Annotated in this window: 14 protein-coding genes and 4 pseudogenes; 7 read left to right on the plus strand and 11 right to left on the minus strand. The window is 42.7% G+C overall.

What is annotated here, in order from left to right; all coding sequences use genetic code 11:
* Nucleotide 1: 1 nt before the first annotated feature.
* From HMPREF9448_RS13640 to HMPREF9448_RS14515, 5 genes and pseudogenes are all read left to right on the plus strand, one after another.
* A complete protein-coding gene (locus HMPREF9448_RS13640) occupies nucleotides 2–3,190 on the plus strand; it encodes a type I restriction endonuclease (protein ID WP_008863165.1) in 3,189 nt (1,062 codons plus the stop codon).
* A 1-nt stretch (nucleotide 3,191) separates the two neighbouring features.
* Complete coding sequence (locus tag HMPREF9448_RS13645; RefSeq protein ID WP_008863166.1) at nucleotides 3,192–4,856, plus strand: HsdM family class I SAM-dependent methyltransferase; 1,665 nt, start codon at nucleotides 3,192–3,194, stop codon at nucleotides 4,854–4,856.
* On the plus strand, nucleotides 4,849–5,928 hold the full coding sequence (locus tag HMPREF9448_RS13650; RefSeq protein ID WP_008863167.1) for a PDDEXK nuclease domain-containing protein: 1,080 nt from the start codon (nucleotides 4,849–4,851) through the stop codon (nucleotides 5,926–5,928). Before HMPREF9448_RS13645 ends, HMPREF9448_RS13650 begins: the two co-directional genes overlap by 8 nt.
* Nucleotides 5,925–6,335 (plus strand): hypothetical protein, encoded by a 411-nt coding sequence (locus tag HMPREF9448_RS13655; protein ID WP_008863168.1) that lies wholly within the window; start codon nucleotides 5,925–5,927, stop codon nucleotides 6,333–6,335. The genes HMPREF9448_RS13650 and HMPREF9448_RS13655 overlap by 4 nt, the downstream gene beginning before the upstream one ends.
* Nucleotides 6,336–6,815 (plus strand): annotated as a pseudogene (locus HMPREF9448_RS14515) (restriction endonuclease subunit S); the annotation flags it as partial.
* Nucleotides 6,816–7,065: 250 nt separating this feature from the next.
* Here the strand turns inward: HMPREF9448_RS14515 and HMPREF9448_RS15020 are convergent.
* The 11 genes and pseudogenes from HMPREF9448_RS15020 to HMPREF9448_RS13710 form a co-directional block, all read right to left on the minus strand.
* Nucleotides 7,066–7,452: pseudogene (locus HMPREF9448_RS15020) on the minus strand (restriction endonuclease subunit S); the annotation flags it as partial.
* Nucleotides 7,452–7,611 (minus strand): annotated as a pseudogene (locus tag HMPREF9448_RS15025) (restriction endonuclease subunit S); the annotation flags it as partial. The pseudogenes HMPREF9448_RS15020 and HMPREF9448_RS15025, both read right to left, overlap by 1 nt.
* Before the next feature lie 70 nt (nucleotides 7,612–7,681).
* Nucleotides 7,682–9,229: a MobV family relaxase gene (gene mobV, locus HMPREF9448_RS13670; RefSeq protein ID WP_008863171.1), complete on the minus strand. Its 1,548-nt coding sequence runs from the start codon at nucleotides 9,227–9,229 to the stop codon at nucleotides 7,682–7,684.
* Between the two features lie 150 nt (nucleotides 9,230–9,379).
* Nucleotides 9,380–10,407 (minus strand): annotated as a pseudogene (locus HMPREF9448_RS13675) (DUF6371 domain-containing protein).
* Nucleotides 10,400–11,899, minus strand: a complete 1,500-nt coding sequence (locus HMPREF9448_RS13680; protein WP_008863174.1) for a DUF3987 domain-containing protein — start codon at nucleotides 11,897–11,899, stop codon at nucleotides 10,400–10,402. The pseudogene HMPREF9448_RS13675 and the gene HMPREF9448_RS13680 overlap by 8 nt, the downstream one beginning before the upstream one ends.
* Complete coding sequence (locus HMPREF9448_RS13685) at nucleotides 11,892–12,221, minus strand: MerR family transcriptional regulator (protein WP_008863175.1); 330 nt, start codon at nucleotides 12,219–12,221, stop codon at nucleotides 11,892–11,894. The genes HMPREF9448_RS13680 and HMPREF9448_RS13685 overlap by 8 nt, the downstream gene beginning before the upstream one ends.
* 339 nt (nucleotides 12,222–12,560) lie before the next feature.
* On the minus strand, nucleotides 12,561–13,232 hold the full coding sequence (locus HMPREF9448_RS13690) for a hypothetical protein (RefSeq protein WP_008863176.1): 672 nt from the start codon (nucleotides 13,230–13,232) through the stop codon (nucleotides 12,561–12,563).
* A gap of 53 nt (nucleotides 13,233–13,285) precedes the next feature.
* Nucleotides 13,286–14,647 (minus strand): tyrosine-type recombinase/integrase, encoded by a 1,362-nt coding sequence (locus HMPREF9448_RS13695; RefSeq protein ID WP_008863177.1) that lies wholly within the window; start codon nucleotides 14,645–14,647, stop codon nucleotides 13,286–13,288.
* A 232-nt stretch (nucleotides 14,648–14,879) separates the two neighbouring features.
* Nucleotides 14,880–15,101, minus strand: a complete 222-nt coding sequence (locus HMPREF9448_RS13700; RefSeq protein ID WP_008863178.1) for a DUF2795 domain-containing protein — start codon at nucleotides 15,099–15,101, stop codon at nucleotides 14,880–14,882.
* Between the two features lie 62 nt (nucleotides 15,102–15,163).
* Complete coding sequence (locus tag HMPREF9448_RS13705) at nucleotides 15,164–15,727, minus strand: cob(I)yrinic acid a,c-diamide adenosyltransferase (protein WP_040296291.1); 564 nt, start codon at nucleotides 15,725–15,727, stop codon at nucleotides 15,164–15,166.
* A 17-nt stretch (nucleotides 15,728–15,744) separates the two neighbouring features.
* A complete protein-coding gene (locus HMPREF9448_RS13710) occupies nucleotides 15,745–16,290 on the minus strand; it encodes an LOG family protein (RefSeq protein WP_008863180.1) in 546 nt (181 codons plus the stop codon).
* Between the two features lie 183 nt (nucleotides 16,291–16,473).
* Here HMPREF9448_RS13710 and HMPREF9448_RS13715 point away from each other — a divergent pair, with 183 nt between their 5' ends.
* A complete protein-coding gene (locus HMPREF9448_RS13715; protein ID WP_008863181.1) occupies nucleotides 16,474–17,697 on the plus strand; it encodes a M16 family metallopeptidase in 1,224 nt (407 codons plus the stop codon).
* 80 nt (nucleotides 17,698–17,777) lie between these two features.
* The gene (gene dusB / locus HMPREF9448_RS13720) at nucleotides 17,778–18,770 is read left to right on the plus strand and encodes a tRNA dihydrouridine synthase DusB (RefSeq protein WP_008863182.1); all 993 of its coding nucleotides are present in this window, start codon (nucleotides 17,778–17,780) and stop codon (nucleotides 18,768–18,770) included.
* Nucleotides 18,771–18,775: the final 5 nt, after the last annotated feature.

Below are 18,775 nucleotides of genomic sequence, written 5' to 3' on the forward strand. Positions count from 1 at the left end.
CATGGAATATAAATTCAATGAAAATACCCGAGTACAGGTCCCGGCGGCCTTGCATTTGTGTAGGCTTGGATATACATATTTGGACAATATAACAGAATATGACAGCAAGACTAATATTCTGACGGATGTGTTTTTGAGCAGCGTTCAACGTCTCAATCCGGAACTGTCCGATTTACAGGCAAGGCAATTGTTGAGTGAAATCATATTGGTACTTAACAATAATGACCTTGGAAGGGAGTTTTATAATAAACTATCTTCCAACAGTAATATAAAACTGATAGACTTCCAAAATGCCGATCGTAACGAATGGCATGTAACCACTGAATTTGAGTGTGAGGATCAGGATAGCGGAGACAGTTTTAGACCGGACATAACATGTTTTGTAAACGGGCTTCCATTAGCCTTTATTGAGGTCAAGAAGCCGAATAACCATGACGGCATTCTGGCAGAAAGGGAGCGTATTAACATGCGAATGAGTAACGAAAAATTCCGGAGATTCCTGAATGTTACTCAGTTGATGATATTTTCCAACAATCAGGAGTATGACAATGAAAGTAGAGTTCCGATTCAAGGAGCATTCTATTGCTGTACGTCCAAGAACAAAGCATTCTTCAACGTCTTCCGTGAGGCTGATAAAGGTTTTGTAGCAGGGTATCCTTATAAGGCTATATCTGACAGTACGGAAAAACAGATATTGCAGCACAGGAATTGTGTGGTTATCAAGAACCTGCCTGAATATAATACAAACAAAGATATAAATACTCCGACCAACAGGATTCTAACATCGATGCTTAGTAAAGAGAGATTTCTGTTTTTACTAAGATATGGTTTTGCCTATGTGGACAGAAAGATCGAATTGGAAGACGGCAGTAAGACCACCCAGTTGGAAAAACATGTAATGCGTTATCAGCAGCTTTTTGCCTCTTTTGCCATTCGAAAGAAATTGGATAATGGTATCAAGAGCGGTATTATCTGGCATACACAAGGCAGTGGAAAAACAGCCTTGGCATATTATTCCGTACGTAGTCTGACAGATTTTTATGCGGCAAAGAAAACGGCTGTGAAATTTTATTTCATTGTTGACCGTCTTGACTTGATGGAACAGGCAAAGGATGAATTTGTGGCAAGAGGGCTGTCTGTCAGAACTGCTAACAGCAGGGATGAATTGATGTCAGATATACGCAGCACGAATTTGACTGAAAATGCAGAAGGAAAAGCGGAAATAATGGTGGTCAATATACAGAAATTCAAACAGGATTCTGCCAAAATACAGATTGATTCCAATTACAGCATCCGTTTACAGCGTATATTCTTTATTGACGAAGCCCATAGAGGTTACAATCCACAGGGAAGTTTCTTGGCAAACCTATTAGCAGCCGATAAGGATGCTATAAAAATTGCTTTGACAGGCACGCCTTTGTTAAAAGAGGAGAGGGAGTCCTGGCGTGTATTCGGTGATTACATTGATACCTATTATTATGACAAGTCAATAGCAGACGGCTATACTCTGAAACTCATGCGAGAACCAGTAGAAACAATCTATAAAGAAAAAATAGAGAGTATTCTTGACAAACTGGCAGGTGGTATTGAAGTCAGAAAAAGTGATATTGACCGAAACAAGATCATTGAGCATGAATCTTACCTCAATGCATTGATAGACTATATTATTTCCGATTTCCGACGGTTCCGCATAGAACAGAATGATGATACGGTGGGGGCGATGATTGTGTGCAAGACAAATCCTCAAGCCCGTGAAATGTATCGTTTGTGGCAGGAACGTTTCAACAAGTCATTGTATATAGATGAGAAAATAGATGAGAAATATGATGAAAATCTGATGATGGCTGCTGAACCGATGGTTGCTTACGGACACCATACAAAACCGCTGAAGGCTTCTTTAATCTTGCATGATGAAGGGGACAAAGAAGAACGTAAGGCATACATTGATGAATACAAGAAGAAGCTATCGGTTGATATCTTGATTGTCAACCAGATGCTTCTGACTGGATTTGATGCTCCCCGATTGAAGAAACTCTATTTGGGGCGTAGCCTTGACGGGCACGATTTGTTGCAGGCATTGACAAGGGTAAACAGGCCATACCATAAATTCAAGTATGGTTATGTCGTGGATTTTGTGAATATCAAGGAAAATTTCGATGCTACGAATGACCGCTATCTGCGTGAACTGAACCGTACTGCCGATATTGAGGAAACAGGTGAAAAGAAAACAGTTGGAGAAGCTCTCATTGTTGATAAGGAGCAGATCATAGAGCAGATAAAGGAAATCCGCAATATTTTGTTCAATTACACATGCGATAATCCTGAAGAGTTCAGAAAGGAAATAGATGAGATTGAGAATAAAGAAAATCTATATACTCTCCGTTCTACTCTTGAAAATGCCAAGGCAATCATAAACCAAATAAGAGCATTTGGAGATGAAGAACTTAAAGCGAAAATCAACAGTCTGCCCAAAGGTACTATTCCTACACTCATAACAGAGGTTTCGCACCGTATAGAACGAGTTAATCTGCTGGAAAGTACCGAACATAAGGCAGATGTGTCCGGAATTATCAATGTCGCTCTTTCCGAGTTGGAATTTGAGTTTAAGAAAGGAATTTCAGAGGAATTGCGTATCATTGTCAATGACATTCGGGAACGTTGTGAAAGAGTTCAGGCAGAATTTGAAGCCAATTTTGATAGAACAGAAGACAAATATGTGATTTTGGCTGACGAGTTCCGGGAATACTTCAGGAAGAAAGGCTTTGTTCCTCAAAGTACGCAAGATGCCAAAGAAAGCATTGATTATATGGATTCAGTGATGAAGAAGATTCGTGAAATCAACCGTCGCAACAATATACTCAAAAAGAAATATCAGGGAGACGAGCGATTTGTCCGTATTCACAAGCGCATTGAGGAAGAAAATGAAAAGCGCGAAAAACCTATTATTTCTAAAGCAGAATACGAAATAGCAGAAAGTCTGTCAAAAATGAAACGTGAGATTGACAATCGGATTTACCTTGATATTAACATCATTGCGAATGAAAACAGTTTCAAGAGGGACACATTGGCTATGATAGGTCATCAACTCATAGATTTGGGGATAAATGCAAGTATTTCCGACCGGAAATTTATCAACAATCTCATTGCAAATGAATATATAAACCAATACAATCAAGTTCACTCAAGATAATATGGATGCAAATACCCAGAATATATCAGAAGCTACGATAGCCCTTATCGACTCATTGAAATCGACCACTTCCCATTATGGTCTAGCCAACAGTGGGAGTGAGTATAAAATTATTACGGAAATGTTCCTGTATAAGTATTTCAATGACAAGTTCGGATATGAGGCAAAACGTGATAAAATCTATGGAGAAAGATTGAGTAAGGCCGACAAGTGGGATGCGGAATATGATAAATTTACTGAAGAGGAGGTCGAAGATTTGTTCAGCTATCTTCCGGCATCCGTCCCTTTGCTTAAGCCTGAGCATACACTGGCGCATTTGTATAATACCTCCGGAGCAGGAGATTTTTCTACACGGTTAGATGCTACGCTGATTGATATTGCCAATCTGAATGCAGATACTTTTTCTGTCGTAACTTCCGGAAAAAGCAGGGTCAATATATTCAGTGCGCTTACACAGTTTGTAACTGATCCGCAAAAAAGGGATGATTTTGCACGCTCATTGATGAGTTCCGTTGCGTCATTCAATTTTGAAAGTGTTTTTGCAGAAAAATATGACTTTTTCTCACGGATATTTGAGTATCTTATAAAAGATTACAATAACGCAGGAGGCGGAAAATATGCGGAATATTATACTCCAAGAGCAATCGCACAGGTAATGGCTCGTTTGCTGGTTGGTGATAATGCAGACTTGCGTGGTATGACCTGTTATGATCCGTCAGCAGGAACAGGTACTTTGCTTATGGCCCTGGCTCATCAGATAGGGGAAGACCGTTGCACGATCTTCAGTCAGGACATATCTGAAAAATCCAGTGAAATGCTTCGACTGAATCTCATCCTGAATAATCTCTCGGGAAGTCTTCCGAATGTTGTGCAAGGTAATACGCTTACAGAACCATACCATAAGGAAGAAAACGGAGCGCTCCGAAAATTCGATTTCGTCGTGTCCAATCCGCCATTCAATCTGGATTTCTCGGATTTTAGAGACACATTGGCTTCTGATACAGTACGTTTTTGGGCTGGTGTGCCATCTGTTCCGGCAAAGAAGAAAGAGTCAATGTCGATCTATCTGTGCTTTATACAGCATCTTATCAATTCACTGAAAACGACCGGGAAAGGGGCAATTGTCATTCCTACAGGATTCATTACGGCGAAAAGTGGTGTTGAAAGAAAGGTTTTGACAAAAATTATAGATAACCATTGGGTATATGGGTGTATCTCCATGCCAAGCAATGTGTTTGCAAATACAGGTACGAATGTTTCCGTCCTGTTCTTTGATAAATCGGCCTCTGCCGATAAAGTCATATTGATTGATGCGAGCAAGTTAGGCGAGGAATATAAGGAGGGGAAAAATAAAAAACGTAGATTGCTGAAGGATGATATTGACTTAATTGTCAATACATTCAAAAATAAAGAAGCCGTAGAGGATTTTTCAGTTGCTGTAAGCTACGATGAGATTAAAGATAAAGGTTATTCGTTGTCTGCCGGGCAGTACTTCGACATCAAAATTAATTATGTTGATATTACGGAAGAGGAGTTTAACTCCCGTATGGCAGAATATAGAAAGACATTGAGCGAACAGTTCGCTGAAAGCCATCGTTTGGAGGAAGAGATAATGAAGCAGTTGGACGCTTTGCACTTTAACGTAAATGTTGGAAATAATGAGTAAAGAATTGACCATCATAGATAAAGACTACATCCGATGGGTGGAAGACCTTAGTGTACGCTATCGTCAAAGTCAAATTAAAGCCGCGGTCAGGGTTAACCGTGAGTTGCTTAAATATTACTGGGAACTTGGTCGTGACATAGAAGAGATGCGTGTGGAAGAACGGTGGGGTGAGAAAGTCATCAAAAATCTTTCTGTGGATTTACAGCGCAAAAATCTCAACGCCACAGGCCTTTCTCGAACCAATATATATTACGCAAAGAAATTCTATCTGCTTTATTCTCAGTATCTAAAAGTTGTTCCACAACCTGTGGGACAATTGGAAGAAATGCTTTTTTCCATACCTTGGGGACATCACCGTTATTTGATGGACAGATACAGCAAAGAACCGGCAAAGGCTCTCTTCTATGTAAGAAAGACGATGGAAGAGGGTTGGAGTCGCGACACATTGCTCAACTTTATGGACAACGGCCTGTATGAACGGGAAGGAAAGGCCTTGACAAACTTCACCCGCACATTGCCGGAAACGACAAGCGATCTTGCACAGGAACTGACAAAAGACCCTTATAACTTTGCCTTTACAGGAATAACTCAACCTTATAATGAGCATATTCTCAAAGATGCGCTGCTTGCCAATATCTCGCAATTCCTGCTGGAACTCGGTACCGGATTCGCATACATAGGCAAAGAGTATAGACTTCAGATCGGACAAAAGGAGAAATTTATCGATTTGCTTTTCTACAACTTGAATCTATCATGCTATGTAGTGATTGAAGTGAAAATCGGCGAATTTGATTTTCAAGACCTCGGACAGTTAAGCGGCTACGTGGTCGCTTGTAATCATATTCTTAGAAAAGAGGGAAGAGACAATCCTACAATCGGTCTGCTTATTTGCCGCCAAAAGGATTCAATGCTTGCCCAATACGCATTGGAAGGCAGCAATCTCCCATTGGGAATATCTGAATATGAGCTGTCAAAACTATACCCTGAAAAGGTGGAAGGTACTATGCCTACTATCGAAGAGATTGAGGCAAGATTAGGTGAAAATCTAGATGGGAAACAAACTGAATTATGATTAACAACCTAGTTCAATGGGCTACCTTATTAAGCCCAATAATTAGTGTAATTGCTATAATTGTCGCACTACATGTAGCTCGCAGTTCATCGAAGGATGCACAAAAGCAGATTGCTGCAATTCGTCACTTGCTTGATGTATTCGTAGCTGCTAATAATCTGGATATAGTAGAAGCACAACGAAAATATCAACAGCAACTTGTAGAATTGGATAAAGAGATTGAAGATGCTCAAATGGAGGTTGATATGGTATCCCCTTTTATAGGAGGAGCAAGAATTGACCATATCATAGCAGCACAAGAAAAAGCAGAACAGAAAGCGCATCTCGATCAGTTATTGGCCAAGCGCAGGGAGATTGAGGTAAATCTATCTTTAATTCAAGATTATGTTAAAAAAGCAACACGGTAAATGGAATTGAAAAAATATAAGCTGGCAGACATTGCCGATTTTAATAAAAGCTCTATTAGCAAATCCGAAACATTTAAGGAGATTATCTATCTTGATACAAGCAGCATTACGGAAAATGTTGTTTCTGGCACTGTTGTTATGAATACAAAAGAAGCTCCTAGCCGAGCACAACGTAAGGTAACTAATAATACTATTATTTATTCAACCGTTCGTCCTCGCCTAAAACATTACGGGATATTGAGTCGTCCACAAAATAATTTTATCATATCAACAGGCTTTACAACTATAGATATAAAGGACTTGTACAAAGACAAAATTGACCCGCGATATTTATATTTATTACTTACCCAACCAACTATAACTGATTATATAGGGAACATAGCAGATACTGCTGTGTCTGCATATCCTTCTATAAACCCTTCCGATCTTTCGTCGTTATGTTTTATGTTTCCTGACTATGATATTCAAAAGACAATAGCTGATATATGGAACAATTACGACCGAAAAATAGAACTTAATCGTGCGATAAATCAGAATTTACCGATACTTGACCATTCATTAAGAGCGGTAGAAGTTCGTCTCGCTGCTTAGTAAGTTTTCTCATATTTTCCTCATTATTACCAATCATGGTAAATAAGTTATTCACCTTACTTTCAAACATACGAGTTTTATTTTTGTCTGGTAGCACCAAAAGGACATCATCGAAAGTTTGATTTGTCAAATTGTTAATGCCTGTACCATTACAAAATGCTGTAATAAGAGATTTGAAATATTCTGATGTTAGAAATAAGAATGTCATATAACGCAATTCTTTCTTAGGAGTAAATTTTGATAGAAAAGCCCCAAAAGTGTGTTCTGAGTCCTTATGAAACATTGCACACTTGCCTACATGAGCTTTACTTCCACTTGACATAGTCATTATAATATCGCCCTCTTTAATATGTTGCTCTTCACTAACAAAATCATTAGGAACAAATGCTACATTTGAATCATAAACTATACGATTGTTTTCTATATTGTTACCTCGAAGAACAAGTACACCATTACTATCAGACAATAAATCATCTTTTCCATAGGATACTCCTCTACAACTTGTGCATATTTCATTTATCGACATAACATTCCATCCTTCCGGAATTCTCCTTTTCAATTTTTCGTTCCAAACCATTGCTCCACCACTGGATTTATACGGTTTACCATCCTCATTAGGAAAGTCAAACTGCACAAACCAGTAATCATAAAGCTGTTTTGCCATCGCTTCTAAATTCTGATTTATCGGCTTGTATTAACTTAATCATTAGGACAACCACAAGAATTTGCAGCTATCCTAATGATTTATTTTGGAGTTACCTGCGTATAGTTTTTCTTTGAGAATTACGGACAACTTGCACTGTGTGCATCAGGCATCTCCGTTTATACTCATCTTCCTCCTCATCCTGTCTGCGTCCATCCCAACGAAGGTCTGAGTCGGAATTACCACCACCGCCTTCGGAAGAAACTGGTATCGGTTGCCCACTAATGAGCGCATCAGCTACTGCAAAAATCATATTGCGAACTGAAGGTATAGCCAACTGACAGAGCAATGTATTCAGCTCTGACTCCAAATTTTCGTTTGTGTCTGAAAGAATTTTATTCTCCTGTCTCAACTGATACAATTCTCCGTAATCCGCTAGGACATTGCGTTGGGCGGCTTCGACCTGTCGGGCTGCATCATTTCTGTATAGAGATTCTATCTTACGGACAATCTCGGTGAACTGCTTGGCGATAAGTCTATTCTGTCGTTCAATCCATTTGTCTGTACCAAATAGCGGAACTTTCTCTGTTATTTGCGGTGGTGTGAAATCAACCTTGTGGTTGCGAAATGGCTGTATAACAGAACGGGCTTTCGCCGCATCCTTTGTTAATTGCTCCAATTCATGCTCCTTTGCATGAAGTTTATTGGATTTGTCTTCGAGCTTTTCCTGATACTCGGTAATGAGTTTCTGTATGTCCGCCTTCTGCGCTTCATACCTGTCAAGAGTTATCTTGCCGGACGCGAGAGCTTCATCGATTTCTTTAAGCCGGTTCCTTCCGGCAAGCATTTCCCGTTCAAGTTTCCGTATCATTGCCTGAAGTCCCTTGAGTGCTTTTTCCGCCTGTTTTGCCTCTTTAGCCAATTTGCGGATATAGTCTCGCTTGTGCAAATGCTGAACATTGCGCCCAACAATACTATCACCACGTTCCAACCCGTACTTGCTTCCTACCTCTTCATATAGTGAGGTGTGCATTTCCCGAAGAATCCGTCCGTACTCGTAGCGGTTCTTCCCGAACTTCGCCGACCACATGACACATTCACGTCCACTTTTGGAACGTTGTCCGACAGGAACGATCAAGGCATGGATATGCGGGCTGCTCTCATCGAGGTGAACCTGAAAACCGATGATGTTTTCCTGTCCGTATCGTTTGGCGCACCAGTCATAGACATCTTTTGCCCATTGTTCGATTTCCGGACATCGCTGGAGATGGCTGTTATCTGCACCCTTGTCCAGATTTACGGCTTGAGTTCCAAATGCCATCTCAAGTGTACGGTCATGATTGCCTCCGAAGATAAATTTCGCACAACAGTTTGGTTGAATTTTGCTGTCCGGCTTGAAAGGCTTCCAGCCCAATTCAGTCAACCGTTCCTGTAAACGTACTTCAAGCGATTTCTCTTGATAGCCCAACGGATGAACTTTCCTATCGGACCCAATCTCGAAATTCAGTTTCATTCGGGTCTTGTCATAGTGATTGGTCGGCTCCTGATTCTTTCTGTCAATCTTGTCGTCATTCCAACGCCTTTCATTTTCATTCGCCTCTGCTGTGCCGAATGACTTCCCTGCTTCAACATGCATGGCCTGTTTAATATCTGTGTTCATATAGGGTATTCTTTTGATAAATGATTAATATTTGAGCTTGCTCTTGTGCCAGTCCGCTCTGCGGGACAATGACCGGATTTTATTGCCGTCAGGCAAAAAGTCCTCATCGTGTTATGGACTTTCTATAAATCCACGGAACAAGTTCCTTTACTATTCAATAAGTTCCAGATCCAGCTCATCAATGAGCAGCTGCAATGCTGGATTACGTTGTATCATCTGATGGAGTATCTGTCTCTTTGATGGTGAATACAGAAAGAAGTCTGCAATGTCCAATCCTTGACTGCGTTGCTCTTCATCGGATGTACATTCCAAAACATTGGACACAACAACGCGTTTGCATATTCCAGACAATAAAGCAGACTTTTCTTTCCATTGTTCGGTTGCTCCTAAATCAGGGATGAGAGTAACCTCCCTGCCTTTGAGAACCTGCATAGCTTCACTGTTGAAACAACCGTTCTTTCCACCTGTTGCCAGCCATATATAATCGGGGAAAAATGGCTCATTACAACAGCGGTCTTTTCACTTTCCACCAGCATTACCGGAGACGATGAATTTTTCAGAAGATGTTCCCCATACAGGCATTGCTTCAAATGGAAATCCTGCAACTTCAACTCGGAATGTGCCCAGCTGACAAAAGCCTGAGGCTCTTTAACCCGATGGCCTGTCTCGGCATTATAGCACATTACCTTGCCGGTTCTTACCTGTCCATTTATATCTGTCTGCCAGAAAACCGTTGCGCCTCCCCATTTTGAAGATGTCCCTATGCGATACATTTCAAACAATCTGCTTGCCTCATTTTCGCCAAATACATGACAGAAATACTGATATAAGGGGTTAATTGAATAATGTGACAGACTCCTTAACACATAAGATGAAGGAATATACGAAGGGGCGATACAAGACGGAGTTTTATCTGCCGTCTTATAAGGGGCAGAAAGAAGTGACTTGCCGCTTCCCTCATCCATTTCCAACACATCAGGATTATCCTTGAAGTATTCCTTAGGTGTATAGTGGTAGCCACAACTGTTTTCATGATCACACTTGCCGACATTACCGGGAAAGCTAATGCTGCCTTGTTCATCAATATACCTGACAAAACACCGGCTTTTACCACAGTTCGGACAAGTAGTCTTGCTTCCAGGGCGGTATTTCTGCAAATGGAATCTGTATTCACTCATGGTCTTCTGATTTTAGTGTGGTTGCACTCTGCACTTTTGCACTTTGAGAAGATTGCACGGTATCCTGGCAAGATGAAAGTGCAATAGTGCAAGGTGCATCAGTATTTTCTGTCATAAGTTTGCGATAGACTCCATGCTGAAGCTTTTCTATAAGAGGGTGCTTAAGCCGGCATAATTGGTCAAGCGCATAATAGACGGTACGTCGGGACATATCAACTTTTCTACCGGCAATAACAGCATCACCGGAAGTGAACCGATCTTCCAACAGAGAAAGCCACGCTTCCTTAGTTTCGCCGATACTGTTTATGACAATGGCTTCCTGAATCCTCCTGTATGTTTCCTCATAATAATCAATCATACGGATTGCCGATTCTACAGAGTCCCGCTCAATATATTGCATATCTCCACTATCAGTAGCCCATTTCATTACCTGAAACAACAGGGCAAGACGTGCTACATGGCCGTTGAGTTTCATCTTGCGGCTTTCAACATCTGCATCATCCTCAATGGCATTTACAGCATCGATAATTCCATTGTACCATTCATAAAAGTATTCTTCCGCATCGTCAGACATTGTAAGGATACGGGGATTGACCGTTGTACCCTTGTCATCAAGGATACAGGGGATACTTAGGATTCTGTTAATTATTGTCCTCCATTGATTCATGATATCAGGACGGGCTGTATTCCGTTCTTCCCGTCTCCATCCGGATATCTTCCTGTTTTTAGGATAGACAAACAGAAAACGGTCAAGCAATCCGTTGGCAAGGAACTCTGCACGGAAGACTTCCTGCAGCATATTCGTCTGTACTGAACCGATGACATTTATACATGGATTCTTGATTAGAACAGGACGTGATTCTGATTTGCGGATAATCTTTAACGGCTGTCCGCTATAAGCTGTCAACAGATCTTCAATGAGGTTGTTCTTGCTGTTGTACCTTTTGACGGAATTGAACAAAGCCAGGATTTCATCGACGACCAATGTTATCCCACGCTGATTATGCTGATGAATATTCATCATAGCCTCCGGGGTAGAATCATAAATGACAGTCGTTACAAAATTCGGTTTCTTAAGCAACTGTTCTTCCCCGTCACTTCCGTGCTTGCCTGCTGACATGGATCTTTCATATTCGTCATATTCCTCATTATATTTCTCATGCAGCCGGTCATCATACTCATTAATCGGCTTATAAATAAAACCGAGAGGAGGTGTTTTCCCAAGCCCTGGACGACCGACCAACATCATATAAATGGATGGACAAGTTTTCCACTCGCCCTTTATACGGATATGACAAGAGTTGCCTATTGCAGTAGCGACAGCAGAAAGAACAATAGACGCAGTATATTCCACATTGAAATTTTCGTATCTGGCAAGATTGAGGATAATCTCCTGTATCTTATCCGGGAAGTCATCCAACGGAAGACCTGTTTCCGGAATGCCTTCCACTTCCGAACGAAGCATGTTGGTCAAATGAACGGTGTCAAACATAGCCACCTCCTTCCTGTTTGGGAAGTTCATCACCAATAGCGAAAGCTTCATAATGGAAACGACGCAGAAAGCGGTCTACGTCTTCCTGCGTGTACCAGTATTTATCACCTTCACGCGAGTAGCCGAGATAGCCGTTGTCTCGCAACTTTTTCAGATACTTTTCTTTGATGTTCAATTTCTCCATCAAAGACTTGTTGTCATATAGACGGTGTCCGCCTTCATGAGTCGGAGGCGGCAGTTTCTCTTGTCTCTCCACTATGCTGAGAATCTTTTCAAGCAATTCCCGGTCGCATAGCTTCTCTACATTCGTTTCTTTAGCCATACTTAAAACAATTATGGCCGATTGCCCTGATGCACACTCAGACCTTCAGCCTGGTTATACGATATGGTACGATTGTGCACATCGCACCAGAATCACGGCACGAATGTATGAAATAGCTGATTACTAATAAGTTACAATAAATTATCCAATGTTATGACAGGTGTTATGGAAAGTTATGATTCTGTCACAACTTTGTGTGTAACCAGTTGATTACCAACAATAAAAAAGAGAAAAATAAAATTGGAAAAATCGAAGATTGCCAGATGAAGCAAAACAAAATGCATAACAAGCCAGAAGCTAAGACTTGCCAAGAACGAAGATAATACTCTTCGTTTTTTATCACTTCTGAAAAAACTTGTCAATTTCTCCGGCATTGTTAGGGACGGGCATATCCCTCCTGTTCTGCCGGGACTGTCCGATACCGGTTTGTTCAAATAGTGCGTTAAGTTCGACATCGGGGAAGAGTCCGTTGCCGAACTCCCAAAAAGTCTTCTGTTCGTATTTGGAATATTCAGGATAATCGCCGCAATATATTCGACCACACATATAGGCAAGAAGAGCCTTTGTCCCTTTCCAGCTATAATGGGACCCGACCTCTTCAATATATCCGGCTTCTATTGCTTTCGCAAAGATTGTACGGGCAAGTGAAGTATCAAGCCTTCCCGACAATACAACCCCTTTGGGGGAATCCGGACATTCAGAATGATTATCTATGGGTTGAACGGTTTGCTGGTTCTTTTCCCTAAGTTTGATACGCAGTTTTTCTGCTCCGTATGCAAATAACCCCGATAAGACAAGGGCGGTGAAGATGCCTGTTATTACTACAGGATCAGGACGATTGTCCTTTACCGGATCAATTATCCCAAGACCTATAAGGAGCAAAGTCCCTATAAAAAAGACTATTGCAGCAGACCACATGATTATTCTATGGTACCGTTTGAATAGGGTAGAAAGCACCAATGCCAGAACAAATGCACACACCAGCAATAGGAATATCTGCGTAATAGTCATCTCAAATCAATTTAGGTGTAAAATTAATGAATGTTTCCAATAGCCATCTACATTCATCTGACAATTTCCAGAGAAGCAAAATCCTCTTTCAGACGTGCCACTTCCGCCGACAGCGTTTCGGGCAGAAATTTGGCATAAACCTTTTCGGTGACATCCGTGCTTCCATGACCGAGCAAACGACTGACAACCGACATGGAAAGTCCCTTGTTCAGTGCAAAGACCGCAAACGAATGCCGAGCCACATGCATTGAGAGGGTAAACGAAAGCCCTATCTGTTCTCCGACAACCGCCAGCGACTGATTGATACATTTCGTTGCATTGTTACGGGACTTGTACAGAGCCTCAGCATCATCAAGATCCAGATCATCCTTTACTAAGTTGAATACATACCGGCATCCGGCACGTTTCTCCTGCCACCGATGTAGTATATGCAAGGCAGGTTCTGTAAGAGGAATTACATGGCGCTTGTTCGTCTTGATCATGATTTTTCTCAGTTCCTTCTTCTCAAAATTGACATGACCCCACTGCAATGTCATCACATCGACAACACGGAGTCCACAGGCATGGAAGGCAAAGAAGAACATTTCCAAAAATTCCTTACGGCGCGGTTCTGTACAGGTATTGTAATATTCCAACAGCGCAGACATCTGTTCCTTTGAAAGGTACTTGCCATCAAACTCGTTGTCTTCGTCCGAAAGAGATATCTTAGAGGTGATACGCATATCCTGAATCCTCGCATTGACGGCATGGTCTATCATCTTCATTTCGGAAGCATAGGCACATGCCTTCAGAATCGGAGTCAAAGCATGGTTGATTGTTGCATCGCTGTTCTGTTTTATCTCACGACGCCACCTGATGTATTCGTCAATCAGTTCAACCGATATTTCACCTAAATAGATACTGTCCGGCTTATAGGTACCGTTCTTTGTTGCTCGGAGAAAGATACGGAAAATATTCATGCCGCTCTTGCCGTTTTCATAGCGGCTGCGTCCGATTCGGTTTCTCGAATAATCGGATTCAAGCCTTTCCTGAACAAACTCAATAAAATCCTTTCCTTTGTCCTCCCGTGTGAGCGGTTTGTCGGCCAAAAGATCTGATATTACCTGCTCCGTAATCTGGTTTGGATGTTTCTGCTGAAACTCGGCCAAAAAGCTGTCAATCTTATCTACTCGGGCAAGCAACAGACTGTTGATACGGTTGGCTTCCGGGCCATAGCTCGCCCTGACTCCGCCACGTCCCTTGTTGGCTTTCTCGTTCCAGTCTCCCAACCGGACAAAGATATTCATACCCTTGCGTATCACCTGCCGGTTCCAGGTGTATTCAAGCTGGACAAGATACTGTTTGGCAGGATCGATCTCACCCCTGACATGCAGGCGGTAGCGTCCCAATGGATATAGTCGTTTCGGTCGTCCCATACTGGAGATGTTTGAAATTAAAAAAACAGAGGTTGCGGTAATACTCACAAACCTCTGTAAAGGTAATGAATTTTGTCCAAACAAATCCCGGTTTTTCCTCCGAAAAACGTATTTTGTCCAAATAAACCGCGCCATTTGAGGCGGTCATACGATGTTGTCCAAACAAATAAAATCCCCGCCAATTTTATTGATTGACAGGGATTTAATAATCGTTTCCGTGCTTAAAACCGCACTAATATTCCTCCTCGTTGAAGAAGAAGTCTTCTTTGCTGGGGTAATCGGGCCAAATATCTTCGATGCATTCGTAGGTTTCCCCCTCGTCTTCCATCTCTTGCAAGTTTTCAATAACTTCGAGAGGCGCCCCGGAACGCATAGCGTAGTCAATCAATTCCTCTTTTGTCGCAGGCCAAGGTGCGTCTTCGAGTTTCGATGCTAATTCTAATGTCCAGTACATAGTGATAAAAATTTAACGTTAAGTCCTCCTATAAAATTTTCGCAAAAGTAATTTATTTATTTTCATTTACAATCTTTATCCCAGAAAATTTCGTCTTGTTTTGCAGTGTAATTGTTAAATCTTGCTAAAACAAAAAAGTAGTCTGACAGACGATTGATGAATTTCATGATGTTTTCATCGACTAAAACTTCTTGAGCTACTTGGCAGATGCGGCGTTCGGCTCGACGGCAAACGGTTCGACAGATGTGTGCTTGGGCGGCAGCGGCGGTTCCGCCGGGTAGGAGGAATGCATGGAGCGGAGGAACGGTCGCATCCAATGTATCGATACGGTCTTCTATCCGAGCGATGTCTTCGGGACAAAGGCGGCTGGCTTCTCGGAGTTGTGTGAAGGACGTGTCGGTGGCGAGGTAGGAGCCGATGACAAAGAGTTTATTTTGAATGAAGAGGAGCAGGGCATCGTCTTCGGACCGATTTCCTGTTTGTCGAAGGAGTCCTATGTGGGCATTGAGTTCATCGACGGTTCCATAGGCTTCGAGCCTCGGATCGTTTTTAGTGGTACGTTGTCCTCCTACTAACGATGTCGTGCCTTTATCTCCGGTCATTGTGTATAGGTTACTTTTTTTCATATCTTTGTTTTTGGGTATTAACGGTTATATCGTTCGAGAAGTTCGCAACAGGTTTTAGCATCTGGTACGATGTGGTAAAGATCCGGACGGTCGTATCGCAAGAAATTTTCTTTGCGCAGCAGTTCTATTTGCTGAATCAATGCGTTGAACAGGCCTTGTGTATTACAGATGATAACGGGTTTGTCGTGTGTGCCGAGCATTTTTGTCGTGAGGGCGTCGAAAAGTTCGTCGATAGTCCCTATTCCGCCGGGAAGGGCCACGAGTATGTCGCCTCGCTCGATGAGCAGCCGTTTACGTTCACCCATGCTGTCGGTTGTGACGAGGTCGGTGGGTTGTTGACTGGATCGACCCATTTCGGCGATGTGGCGGGTGATGATACCGAGTACTTGGCTTCCATTGTCACGCACTTCCTTAGCGACAATTTCCATGAGGCCTCCGTTGGCTCCTCCGTATACTAATGTCTTGTGGTGTGTTCCTATCCATTGTCCTACTGTTTCGGCTTCGTTTTTATATATCGGAGCGACCGTGTCTGATGCAGAACAGAAAATGGTAATGTTTTGCATGTGTTTCTGTTTTTCTTTCAAAGGTAATGAAAATTCGGTATAACTCAATAAACTTGTTTCTCTTCTCGACTTGCACTATTTTTGCATGCTGCGAAAATAGGCTGCGTCTCGGTATAACCAAGTGGGCTTGTTCTTACTCTTGACTTGCGCTATCTTTGCACCTCCTTAACACAGGGATATTTTATGGAAGAATTTCAAACACATACTTTACCGAACGGTCTCCGTCTGATTTACCGACCGACGCAATCGGCGGTTTCGTATTGCGGATTTACTGTCAATGCCGGGACTCGCGACGAGGACGAGGATTACAGCGGATTGGCTCATTTTGTGGAACATACGATTTTCAAGGGGACGACTCATCGGCGTGCTTCGCATATTTTGAACCGCATGGAGGTTGTCGGCGGTGAGTTGAATGCTTATACGTCGAAAGAGGAGACGGTGGTGTATTCTGTTTTCCCCGGCGCTCATCTGGCTCGTGCCATGCAGTTACTCGGCGACCTTGTCGCAGATTCTCAGTTCCCGGAGAGAGAGTTGTGCAAGGAGCGTGAGGTAGTCGTCGACGAGATAAACTCTTATCGGGATACTCCTTCGGAGTTGATTTACGACGAGTTTGAATCGTCTCTTTTCGAGGGGTGTTCTTTGGGCCGGAATATTTTGGGAGACGTGGATTCTTTGACTCGAATCACATCGGACGTCGCCCGTCGTTTTCTGACGGATTATTATACGCCCGAAAATATGGTATTCTTTTTTATGGGTTCGACGTCTTTCAATCGGGTGAGGGGGCTGGCGGAGCGCTATTTCGGTCATTTATGCCGTCCTAAGAAAGAGTTGTCTCGTGAGTTGAAACCGTTTGTCGAGTCTTTTTCCCGGACGGTGAACCGCGATACTCATCAGTCGCACGTCATTATAGGGGCGAGGGCGTATGATTTGTTCGACAAACGTCGCCGTCCGTTACTGTTGTTGAATAATTTATTGGGTGGCCCGGGCATGAATAGCGTGTTGAATGTGAGCCTCCGGGAAAAGAGAGGGTATGTCTATACGGTGGAATCGTCTGTGACATCGTATACCGATACGGGACTTTTTACGGTTTATTTCGGGACGGATCATCGTTATGCTCAGCGATGTATCGATTTGGTGAAGAGGGAGTTGAAGAGGGTTCGAGAGCAAAGGCTTTCGCCGGCGAAGTTGGCGGCGGCCAAACGTCAGTTTATGGGGCAGATAGAGGTTTCTACCGATCATTCGGAGAATGTGGCGTTGGCTTTGGGAAAGAGTTTCCTCCGTTACGGTCGTTTCGATTCTTTGGAGGAGATTGCGTCTTTGATGGAGCGGATTACGGCCGACGATATTTTGGAAGTCGCTAACGAGTTGTTGTCAGAGGATCGTTTGTCTATGTTAATTTATGAGTAAGGCGTGGTTAATTTTTACAATTTCGGGCAGATGAAGTGTGGAGTTTTTGTATATTCGTATTTTCAAATATTATATTTTGAATGAAAATAGGTAATCTCGATTTTGGCAAGTATCCTTTGTTATTGGCTCCGATGGAAGATGTCACGGACGAGTCTTTCCGTTTGATGTGTAAGGAATTCGGAGCCGATATGGTCTACACGGAGTTCGTGTCGAGCGATGCTTTGGTAAGGAATATCAACAGTACCATGCGGAAATTGAGCATACAGGATGCGGAGAGGCCTGTCGCCATACAGATTTACGGACGTTTTGTCGATGCTATGGTCGATGCGGCTCGTCGTTGCGAGGAGGCTAATCCCGACGTATTGGATATAAACTTCGGCTGTCCGGTAAAAAAGGTAGCCGGCAAAGGCGCCGGAGCCGGTATGTTGAGGGATATCCCGTTGATGTTGAAAATTACCCGGGCCGTGGTCGATGCCGTGAAAATACCGGTAACGGTAAAAACGAGGTTGGGTTGGGACCATGATTCGAAGATTATCGTCGATTTGGCCGAGCGGTTACAGGATTGCGGCATTGCTGCTTTGACCATACACGGACGTACGCGCAGCCAAATGTATACGGGCGAAGCCGACTGGACTTTGATCGGAGAGGTAAAAAACAATCCTCGCATGCGTATCCCCATTATCGGAAACGGAGATGTGACGACTCCCCAAATTGCCAAAGAGCGATTCGATCGTTACGGGGTCGATGCCGTTATGGTGGGTCGGGCGAGTTTCGGTTGTCCGTGGATTTTCAAGGAGATGAAATATTATTTGGAGACGGGCGAGCTTTTACCTCCTCTTTCGATCCACGAGAAGATGTCGGTTTTGAGGAGGCAGTTGCGTGAAAGTGTGGCCCGGTTGGACGAACGCCGGGGCATATTGCATATTCGCAGACATTTGGCGGCGACGCCTTTGTTTAAAGGCATTCCTAATTTCAGGGATACTCGCATAGCCATGTTACAAGCGAATACGGTCGATGAATTGACTGCTATTCTCGATAAGATAGAATGTGATATTTTACCAGAACAAATATAAAAAAG

The sequence above is a fragment of the Barnesiella intestinihominis YIT 11860 genome, assembly GCF_000296465.1.
GTDB classification, from domain to species: Bacteria; Bacteroidota; Bacteroidia; order Bacteroidales; family Barnesiellaceae; genus Barnesiella; species Barnesiella intestinihominis.

What these genes read in the sequence shown, in the direction of transcription:
- HMPREF9448_RS13640 (WP_008863165.1), top strand. Translation starts at nt 2, where the DNA reads ATGGAATATAAATTCAATGAAAATACCCGAGTACAGGTCCCGGCGGCC.
- HMPREF9448_RS13645 (WP_008863166.1), top strand. Translation starts at nt 3,192, where the DNA reads ATGGATGCAAATACCCAGAATATATCAGAAGCTACGATAGCCCTTATC.
- HMPREF9448_RS13650 (WP_008863167.1), top strand. Translation starts at nt 4,849, where the DNA reads ATGAGTAAAGAATTGACCATCATAGATAAAGACTACATCCGATGGGTG.
- HMPREF9448_RS13655 (WP_008863168.1), top strand. Translation starts at nt 5,925, where the DNA reads ATGATTAACAACCTAGTTCAATGGGCTACCTTATTAAGCCCAATAATT.
- mobV (WP_008863171.1), bottom strand. Translation starts at nt 9,229, where the DNA reads ATGAACACAGATATTAAACAGGCCATGCATGTTGAAGCAGGGAAGTCA.
- HMPREF9448_RS13680 (WP_008863174.1), bottom strand. Translation starts at nt 11,899, where the DNA reads ATGTTTGACACCGTTCATTTGACCAACATGCTTCGTTCGGAAGTGGAA.
- HMPREF9448_RS13685 (WP_008863175.1), bottom strand. Translation starts at nt 12,221, where the DNA reads ATGGCTAAAGAAACGAATGTAGAGAAGCTATGCGACCGGGAATTGCTT.
- HMPREF9448_RS13690 (WP_008863176.1), bottom strand. Translation starts at nt 13,232, where the DNA reads ATGACTATTACGCAGATATTCCTATTGCTGGTGTGTGCATTTGTTCTG.
- HMPREF9448_RS13695 (WP_008863177.1), bottom strand. Translation starts at nt 14,647, where the DNA reads ATGGGACGACCGAAACGACTATATCCATTGGGACGCTACCGCCTGCAT.
- HMPREF9448_RS13700 (WP_008863178.1), bottom strand. Translation starts at nt 15,101, where the DNA reads ATGTACTGGACATTAGAATTAGCATCGAAACTCGAAGACGCACCTTGG.
- HMPREF9448_RS13705 (WP_040296291.1), bottom strand. Translation starts at nt 15,727, where the DNA reads ATGAAAAAAAGTAACCTATACACAATGACCGGAGATAAAGGCACGACA.
- HMPREF9448_RS13710 (WP_008863180.1), bottom strand. Translation starts at nt 16,290, where the DNA reads ATGCAAAACATTACCATTTTCTGTTCTGCATCAGACACGGTCGCTCCG.
- HMPREF9448_RS13715 (WP_008863181.1), top strand. Translation starts at nt 16,474, where the DNA reads ATGGAAGAATTTCAAACACATACTTTACCGAACGGTCTCCGTCTGATT.
- dusB (WP_008863182.1), top strand. Translation starts at nt 17,778, where the DNA reads ATGAAAATAGGTAATCTCGATTTTGGCAAGTATCCTTTGTTATTGGCT.